This is a genomic window from Bacillus sp. JJ1773 (genome assembly GCF_036962035.1).
Lineage (GTDB): Bacteria > Bacillota > Bacilli > Bacillales > Cytobacillaceae > Cytobacillus.
Genome location: NZ_JBALNX010000096.1, coordinates 11,535 through 19,193, shown reverse-complemented (window position 1 = coordinate 19,193; position 7,659 = coordinate 11,535). Strand labels below are relative to the sequence as shown.

At 36.9% G+C, this 7,659-nt stretch carries 13 protein-coding genes; all 13 read right to left on the bottom strand.

Translation table 11 applies throughout. The features are described 5' to 3' along the window. Window positions 1-143 precede the first annotated feature (143 nt). A complete protein-coding gene (locus V7127_RS22770; protein ID WP_335490022.1) occupies window positions 144-707 on the bottom strand; it encodes a recombinase family protein in 564 nt (187 codons plus the stop codon). 150 nt (window positions 708-857) lie between these two features. Then, complete coding sequence (locus V7127_RS22765) at window positions 858-1,226, bottom strand: hypothetical protein (protein WP_335490018.1); 369 nt, start codon at window positions 1,224-1,226, stop codon at window positions 858-860. Between the two features lie 15 nt (window positions 1,227-1,241). Continuing rightward, entirely contained in the window at window positions 1,242-1,586 is a 345-nt protein-coding gene (locus V7127_RS22760) for a hypothetical protein (RefSeq protein WP_335490015.1), read from the bottom strand. A gap of 11 nt (window positions 1,587-1,597) precedes the next feature. After that, window positions 1,598-2,224 (bottom strand): zonular occludens toxin domain-containing protein, encoded by a 627-nt coding sequence (locus V7127_RS22755; RefSeq protein WP_335490012.1) that lies wholly within the window; start codon window positions 2,222-2,224, stop codon window positions 1,598-1,600. Next, the gene (locus tag V7127_RS22750) at window positions 2,224-2,568 is read right to left on the bottom strand and encodes a hypothetical protein (protein WP_335490009.1); all 345 of its coding nucleotides are present in this window, start codon (window positions 2,566-2,568) and stop codon (window positions 2,224-2,226) included. The genes V7127_RS22755 and V7127_RS22750 overlap by 1 nt, the downstream gene beginning before the upstream one ends. Window positions 2,569-2,627: 59 nt before the next feature. Continuing rightward, window positions 2,628-2,780 carry a hypothetical protein gene (locus V7127_RS22745; RefSeq protein WP_335490004.1) on the bottom strand — a complete coding sequence of 51 codons (153 nt, stop codon included), beginning with the start codon at window positions 2,778-2,780 and terminating at the stop codon, window positions 2,628-2,630. Then, window positions 2,781-3,182, bottom strand: coding sequence for a hypothetical protein (locus V7127_RS22740; RefSeq protein WP_335490001.1), 402 nt, complete (start codon window positions 3,180-3,182; stop codon window positions 2,781-2,783). It lies immediately after the preceding gene. Then, complete coding sequence (locus V7127_RS22735; protein ID WP_335489998.1) at window positions 3,182-3,316, bottom strand: hypothetical protein; 135 nt, start codon at window positions 3,314-3,316, stop codon at window positions 3,182-3,184. Before V7127_RS22735 ends, V7127_RS22740 begins: the two co-directional genes overlap by 1 nt. 18 nt (window positions 3,317-3,334) lie before the next feature. Then, a complete protein-coding gene (locus V7127_RS22730) occupies window positions 3,335-3,610 on the bottom strand; it encodes a hypothetical protein (RefSeq protein WP_335489995.1) in 276 nt (91 codons plus the stop codon). A gap of 3 nt (window positions 3,611-3,613) precedes the next feature. Then, window positions 3,614-4,096 (bottom strand): hypothetical protein, encoded by a 483-nt coding sequence (locus tag V7127_RS22725; protein WP_335489992.1) that lies wholly within the window; start codon window positions 4,094-4,096, stop codon window positions 3,614-3,616. Further along, a complete protein-coding gene (locus V7127_RS22720; protein ID WP_335489989.1) occupies window positions 4,096-4,254 on the bottom strand; it encodes a hypothetical protein in 159 nt (52 codons plus the stop codon). The genes V7127_RS22725 and V7127_RS22720 overlap by 1 nt, the downstream gene beginning before the upstream one ends. Further along, window positions 4,251-5,888, bottom strand: a complete 1,638-nt coding sequence (locus tag V7127_RS22715; RefSeq protein ID WP_335489985.1) for a hypothetical protein — start codon at window positions 5,886-5,888, stop codon at window positions 4,251-4,253. Before V7127_RS22715 ends, V7127_RS22720 begins: the two co-directional genes overlap by 4 nt. Further along, window positions 5,885-7,555, bottom strand: a complete 1,671-nt coding sequence (locus V7127_RS22710; protein WP_335489982.1) for a hypothetical protein — start codon at window positions 7,553-7,555, stop codon at window positions 5,885-5,887. Before V7127_RS22710 ends, V7127_RS22715 begins: the two co-directional genes overlap by 4 nt. Window positions 7,556-7,659: the final 104 nt, after the last annotated feature.

Here is a 7,659-nt window from a genome sequence, read left to right as displayed (position 1 = left end):
AAATAAATGTGCTTTTAAAATTACATGTAACATATTATCATCATTAACATTCTGTTCAAATTTCTTAATCCGTTCCTCATATTTACCAGTAATATTCTCTAGTAAATCTAAGTCAACTTCAAATAACATAAAAACACCTCATTTCATGAATATGTATTTTTTTCATTCATTACATACCTATATAAGGTTGCTTGACTAATTCGAGTTGCTTGGAGTATTTGTTTAATAGAGTATTCATTAGAATGGTACATTTTCAAAGCAAGCTGTACTTTCTTCTTATCAACAGTTGGACGTCCGCCATTCCTTCCTCTTGCCCTTGCAGCGCTCAAGCCTGCCCTAGTTCTTTCACTAATTATATCCCTTTCCAACTCAGCAATACTAGCCATAATGCGGAAGAAAAAGCGACCTAATGCAGTTGATGTATCAATATTATCCTGGACTGAAACAAACTCGACTTCCTTTTCTTCAAATAGCTCCACAAGCTCTATTAAATGTTTAGTGCTGCGGCTTATCCGATCTAATTTATATACTATTACCCTATCACCAGGACGGAGCATTTTTAACATTTCATTTAATGCTGGACGATCCTTCTTAGTCCCTGTTATCTTCTCTTCAAATATTTCAAAGCAACCAGCATTTTGCAATGCATCCAGCTGCAATTGGAGATTTTGGTCTTGAGTGGATACACGAGCATAGCCAATTATCATTTTAGTACCTCCAGTTCTTTATCAAAAACCTAGTTTCTTCATTAATATGATAATTTGATTTTGATAATAGTTTTGTAAAAGAAAAACAGGTCATTTTCCCCTGTTTTCCATCATCCTTATTTTCTATTAATAATGAACGTTTTTGATAAATTATTGAATGACCATTTCTACTATGTTATTAATTTTTATGCTTAATTTATCAAGTATTTGTATTTGTTCGTCCTTTTCTATATCAGCTCCCTGATCTTCAGCTGATAGCTTAATTTCTTCTACATACCATTTTAAAAACGAATGCAGCATGTTCATTTCTTCTTTTTCAATATTAAAGTCATAGAATGACTTCTCCTCAACCTCTAAGTCGCTCCCAAAACGTCCTTTTATATCATCATAGACTTTTAGCTTCTCTTTGCCCTCTGAACGCCCATAATTCGATTTAAAGCCCTTTTTAATGTTGTGCCTCATTATGTTCATGTGAAGCACTAATGTTGCTAATTCTTCCCTTGCAAAGACTAATATCATTTAGTTACACTCCCTTCAATTTGCCTTACCGTGTAGTTCTTCCAGGTATTGATCTAGTTTAGCTTCTTCACTTTTTGTAAGCTCATTTAACTTCATTAGAAAAAAAGAATTTCTTCCTATTTTTATCTTTCTATCTTGCCCGTAATTTTTTGCACGCTGCCAATGAATACAAGCGTGCGGTAATAGAATAAATCCATTTTTCCAAGCAATATCTTCAGCAACATCTAAAGCCTGATAGAAAGAGAATTCTTGCATTTTCTTTGCATAATAAACCAAATTTAGTGAATTAGGATATAGCCAGGGGAGCTTACGAGGATCTTTTTGTTTATACTCTGCTGGAACTAACGAATACTTTTTCATCTAAAACACCCCTAAACAACTAATCTCTTTTTTCCGCGTGACTCATTATGGATAAGCTCTAATTCTTCAAAAAACTTTTCCCCTTCACGTTCTGTCTGCGGAATTGGAAAGTATTGAACCATATTTTCTGTATCATATAGTTGGCATTTCATTATCTTTTTTGCTTTATACATAGGAAGAAATTGCTTGTGCATAAATTCTCCTGTTTGATAATCCTGAAAGTAATATTGGAAGCCCTTATCTCCTACTTTTCTAGCAGTTATTAAAACCTCAACAATTTGCCTAACCCTGGAGTCAACAAAGTTTATAGAGGGAGAACAATAGATCTGCACGGACTTCATTTTTCTTGTCATCATCATTACGTCTGTAATTACACTTTGTCCGTATTTAGACCACTTTCTATTACTAAAAGCTAGATATGCTTCATCCCATACACAGATGCTGCCTTGAGCCCTTGCAACTTCATACCAATCTGTAAAATGTGTCATTGGTTGGCTATCTTGAAGATCATAATTGGAAAATAGTTTAATTGATGCTCCGTTTCTTTCAGCTTTCATCTTCCACCAGTGGGCTAGTGTAGAAGCCAGGAACGTTTTCCCGGATCCTAATGGGCCTTGAATAAAGAAATGATGAGCCATTACCTTTTACCCCTTTCAGCCTTTTCAGCCATAACGATTGGCTTTGGTGGCTTCGGTATTAATGCTTCAATCGTCTTAATGTAGAAATCTGGATCCGCAACAAGCTCTTTCCCCTTCATGACAAATTCAATTAACTTTTGATAAGGGTTCTTGTCACCATGAAGGTATTTGTTAGTTCCCATTTGTTGTAATAGAACTATTCCTTTCAATTGAACCTCTCTTAGATCCTGGGCATTGCCCTTCATCTCTTCTAGGACTTGTTTTACATCTGAAATATGATTAACTGTTGGAAAAAGATCATCTGATATGGCAGATTGCAGTCTTTCAGCGTTTGTATTTTGCATTTAGTGGACAACTCCTCATTAAAACAAAGTTAATTGTGCTGTAGAGCGTTTCTCAAGCACTAGTTTTCCTTAAAATTTGCTAGTTCGTTTATTATAGATTCCAAGTTTTCTAACATTGGATAATTATAATGTTCATCATGATTTGCTAACTCACTAAGAGTGTTGATTATCCCTTTTAGTTCAAAAATTTTATATTTCACTTCTGGGTGCATTTATACTCCACCTCCGCAGCTGGATAATCCCATTACGATAAAGGCAATAAATACAAGACCGAATAACAATCCTTTTGTCCAATCCATTGCAGCTGGAGGCATTGGAGGACGATAGGCTGTAATTTGAGTTAATACTAAACTTTGTTCTAACGCTGCAAGTCTTTCTGTTTCAAATACTGATTGCTGCGGTGCTCGATAAAAGAAGTTCCTGCCTTCCGTTCCTGTTGTAATCTCACAATCTTCTAAAGGAATGGCATACTTTCCAGTTACATAAATGGTACCTTCTCTAATTTCGTCAATCCTCTGTATATCAGATGATTTATTATCATCATCAAAAACAATTACAATATCATTCGTTTCTGGAAAAAATTCATCTTTTTGTTTTTTGCGAAATCCAAACATTATACAATCCCTCTTTTCTTAGGCGCTTTATTATTAGATCTTTTCACTATTTTCCAAGTTATTAGTCCTACTGTAGCAACACCAGCTGCCGTTCCTGCACCTACAAAATACATATAAATAAACGCATCACCCATAAAGAAATTCTCTCCTTTTTACCACCATTTCACGCCCTCTTTTGCTGAATAGTACATTCTCATTACTGATCTGTATATCAATAGTGAACCTAACAGCACGGTGGATATTAAAATTGAGGAGATCACCAGCTGCCAAGCGGCCGGCATATCTCCAAATACGGATAAATACTTTCCAACATTTAAGCCCTGGGCCGTTACCAACTGCACTCCTCTTAACTTCTCAATTCCTAGGTCAAGAAATGAAATGACAGGCCCAAATATGTTATCCAAGAACTCTCTTATTTTTTCTTTCATTATTTATTCTCCTCCTACTCTAATAGAGGATAAGAGCTTGATTGCTCCAACTGCTGTGAAGATCCATAAAACAAAGAGCAAAATATAAGCAATGACATCAATTTGCAGAACTGATAGGTTTTTAAACAGTTTGCCTAACATTTCAGAATACCCAGTTCCTGAAGATCCCCTAGGGGCATATGTCAAACTAGCTAATGTTTTAGCAAATCCAACAATTAAGGCCCAAATAAGCTTTGCTGTTTCAAATAGCAGCATAAACAACTTAACTGCTAAAACACCGACTTTATAAAGAAAGTACAGAATGCCATCTATTAAGGCGTATAGGATCTCAAAAAATCCTATGATAATATCAACTAATCCCTGGAATAAGTTTTTTAATAGATTTCCAACCCACTTGATCCCATCCCAGATAACCTTAAAAAGCTTTCCAAAAGCATCTCCAAATATGTTTGCTGATAAAAAGAGAAATGGAGCATAAAACTGCATTACCTCCACCTTCTCTTTTTATCAACCGCCTGGTAAACAAGATCAATAAGACGTTCTGAAAAAAGCGCAACCATGAGGACTAGAATCATAGGTGAAAGATAGATCATATATTTAGAAAAGATAATGTTTAAAACCGTGTGAATTAACTCTCCGTTCATCGGTACATTTCCCTTCCTCTGCGGTTTTGAACTGCTTTGACAATGACATTTTTAATTGGTTTGAAGAAGATGATTGCTAGTGATAATAGCAATATTGGAGCAATGACACCTAGTAAGCCCATGACACTTTTTAAAAGGTCTGTGGGTCCAAATGGAATTTTTCCTCCTCCAATCGCCCCTATTCCACCACTCTCTCCTGGCTTCGTTGGTGTTCCCTCTTTTCCATCTTCGGAAATTGGAACTAATGCGACCTTTGGATTGTTGAAAATGTCGTATTTCATATCTTCCTTTGGAATTAGAATTTGTTTCAGTGAAGCTTCAACAGTTTTATATCCTTTTCCATCAATTAAGATTTTGATTTTTCCTTTTGTTGGGCTTGTCCAGGTAAAAAGAAAATCGCCGTTTTCGTCTTTTTTATAGCCTCCGCCTTCTAACTCCGGTAGTGGGGCTTTTGGTGTTTCTGCTTGTATTATCACACCTTCTGATTCTGCTCCGACCGTGTTCAAAGTTGTAACTTTATATTCGTATTTAGACTCTGGATCAACAGTTAAATCTTTCCACATGGTTCCGTTCGTTTCAAACATTGGTTTGTATTCGCCATTAACATCAGCAGCAGAAACTTTTTGTCCAATTAAGATTTTATTAAGTGCTGTTTGTTGTTCTTTTACAAAGTTTTTTCGATATATTTTGACTGAATTGAAATAATCATGTTGCGGATTTTTCCAATTCAGTTGGACTTCATTAGAGTTGACTTTTGAATTTAAATCAACAACTTCTGGAAGTATTGGTATATCGTCAGTAGTTAATCTCATGGTTATGCCATTGGATTCTCTATGATCCTTAGCGACAGCAATTATTTGAATTTCATAAGTCTGATTTGGATTTAACTTCGTGAACTCATATTTATCATCTTTGAAATTGTCAGCGACCACATTTCCATTTAATAAGATTTTTGCATGTGAAAATAATTCATCTAAAGGATTTGTCCAACCTATAAGTAATGAGTTGAATGTTGACTTTAAAAGAGATAAGTTTTCTATATTAGAAACATCTGGCAATTCTTCGACTTTTAAAATATATGGCTCACTTTTACTTCCACTTCCTTCAAATAAAAGACCAGGCTTTAAATATAAAGATGGTTTAACTCCATAATTATTATGTCTACTTAAATAATCTTCACGACCGTTTGCCAGGATTACGTAAACCATAGTACTGTAAGAACTTTTAGTTAAAGTCCACCATATTGATCCATCTCCATTTAAGGGAAATAAAGACCGGTTATTCCTATACTCTCCAGTTGAAATAAGTCCTATCTTTGCTGGCACTGATCCCTGCCATAATTTTTGTTCAATGTATGGCTCAAATTCAGCAAGATTCCCTAAAAATTCATTATTAAGATACTTCCCGATATTTCCGTTTTCAGTTGTTGAAAAATTATTATCATTTCCCGAAAACGCCCTGTTTTCTAAATTGTTTACGCTGTGAATATAATTCGTTGTCGGGTCTAAAACCCTAAATTCATAACCGTTTAATTTAACGTAATCACCTTTATTAAAAGGGTAGCCTTCAGCACTTGCTTCAGAATCAAAAAAGATAAATGCTGAAAATATTAAAAAATAGATTATTTTTTTCATAGATCTCCCCCCGATCCATCCGGTGCACTTGGACTAGGTTTATAATCTTTCATCCCTGCATCTCCTCCACTTCCTCCCGGTGTTGGTCCATTTCCTAAATCTCCACCAGGCGTTGGTGCGCTTCCCGGATCTCCTCCTGGTGATGGTGGGGTCGCTCCATTATCACCCGGCTTTGGCGGTGTACCTACTTGTGGTTCCCCTGTATCCTTTGGAAACGGAAATGGATTGTCTTGTTCTTTCGGTTTGTTTTGCCCCCACTCCCCAGCATCTGTTTGCCCAGGCTTCGGATTCTCCGGTGCATCGGGCAGCGAGTCCATAGGGTTTGTCGTTAAATCAAATCCCCCTGTTGGATCCTCTCTTTCTTGTATAGTAGGAGCTTGGTTCTTAATCTTGTCTGCTGTGAATCCAGCATCTTTTAATCCAGGCACATCCTGCATCTGTGGCTCTTTCCCTTTAATGCCTCGATCATCTAGCCCAGGTAACTGTGGCGGTACAGCTGGTGGTTCTGGTGCTCTTCCTAAAAGATTGTCTAAGTCATTGACCAGCTTAGGCACAATTGAATCTCTAAATGTATCTGCTACTTTTGGCCAGTCAGGTGCAGGTGGGATTGCATCCTTTATTTGGTCTAACTTCCCCATGTATTGCCCCCATCCTGGGCACTCAAATATTTTGCAATTATCACAACTTCCTTTAACAGGGCCACCAGGTATAACAACTTCCTCACCTGGTTCTTTCACTTCAACTTCACCGATTTCAATATGATCCCCTTCTGAACCATCTTCATAAACAGGCACTACTTCATAATCGTGTTTTTCACCAACTTTAGGTGTAGTGTCGGTATAAGAACCACTAGAGCCTGAGATCGTATCTATTACCTGACCGTTTCGAATGATCTTATAGCTCTTAGGAGTACCCTTTGTTGGATTTTTAACAGGACTCCAGCCGAACGTTACTTTTCCGGTTCTACCAGGAATGGAAACTTTTCCACTTGACGGAACTGTGACACTTCCGATGTTGATTGGGTTTCCTTTTGAACCATTTCCGTAAACAGGAACAACTTGATAATTATAGGTTCCTCCGACTTTCGCAGTTGAATCCGAATAACTTCCGCTTGAACCGCCTACTGTTCCAATTACCTTGCCATCACGAATTATTTCATAACTCACAGCATTTCCATCAGGAGTCCAATCAAACGTTACTTCCCCGTTTTCACCTTCTTCACCTGTTCCTCCGTCCCCTCCACTTTCACCAACATAATCAACCATTCCAAACGGATCATTTAAGTTACAACTATTATTATCTACATAAGTATTTGTAACTCTTATTGTCTCGACCACATCAAACAATGGTTCTCCATTTGGTCCGTATCCCCTAGGTGACCCGAATCCAAATCCTACGTTTCCAGTACAGTTTATCTTTAAAGTTATATTACCGTTTCGTGGACCACCAAATACAACTGGTTCATGCAGTATACCCCCAAAATCTCTACGATCATAAGTTACATATACCCTATCAGTTGTATGAGAGAAATAAAGCTCTACCTCAACATAGTCTGGAGGATGGTGAGTCACTCTTGAAATTGATCCTATTATGTTTGCATATGCCTCATTTGTAGAAAAAGCAAAGAATAGCAGTATTAGCATAATGACGTTAATCTTCTTCATCAATTGAAATACACCACGCTTTCAAGTAACAAAAAAAGGAGGAATGGCTCCCCCTTCTTTAGTTATTACTTCCCACGAGTCGCGGCAGCTGCTCGAATTACATTAAT

Bases quoted from the DNA above. Each gene is read 5' to 3' on its own strand.
- V7127_RS22735 (WP_335489998.1), bottom strand. From the start codon at position 3,316: ATGGGTGATGCGTTTATTTATATGTATTTTGTAGGTGCAGGAACGGCA.
- V7127_RS22750 (WP_335490009.1), bottom strand. From the start codon at position 2,568: ATGCAAAATACAAACGCTGAAAGACTGCAATCTGCCATATCAGATGAT.
- V7127_RS22765 (WP_335490018.1), bottom strand. From the start codon at position 1,226: ATGATATTAGTCTTTGCAAGGGAAGAATTAGCAACATTAGTGCTTCAC.
- V7127_RS22725 (WP_335489992.1), bottom strand. From the start codon at position 4,096: ATGCAGTTTTATGCTCCATTTCTCTTTTTATCAGCAAACATATTTGGA.
- V7127_RS22770 (WP_335490022.1), bottom strand. From the start codon at position 707: ATGATAATTGGCTATGCTCGTGTATCCACTCAAGACCAAAATCTCCAA.
- V7127_RS22760 (WP_335490015.1), bottom strand. From the start codon at position 1,586: ATGAAAAAGTATTCGTTAGTTCCAGCAGAGTATAAACAAAAAGATCCT.
- V7127_RS22730 (WP_335489995.1), bottom strand. From the start codon at position 3,610: ATGAAAGAAAAAATAAGAGAGTTCTTGGATAACATATTTGGGCCTGTC.
- V7127_RS22740 (WP_335490001.1), bottom strand. From the start codon at position 3,182: ATGTTTGGATTTCGCAAAAAACAAAAAGATGAATTTTTTCCAGAAACG.
- V7127_RS22755 (WP_335490012.1), bottom strand. From the start codon at position 2,224: ATGGCTCATCATTTCTTTATTCAAGGCCCATTAGGATCCGGGAAAACG.
- V7127_RS22715 (WP_335489985.1), bottom strand. From the start codon at position 5,888: ATGAAAAAAATAATCTATTTTTTAATATTTTCAGCATTTATCTTTTTT.
- V7127_RS22745 (WP_335490004.1), bottom strand. From the start codon at position 2,780: ATGCACCCAGAAGTGAAATATAAAATTTTTGAACTAAAAGGGATAATC.
- V7127_RS22720 (WP_335489989.1), bottom strand. From the start codon at position 4,254: ATGAACGGAGAGTTAATTCACACGGTTTTAAACATTATCTTTTCTAAA.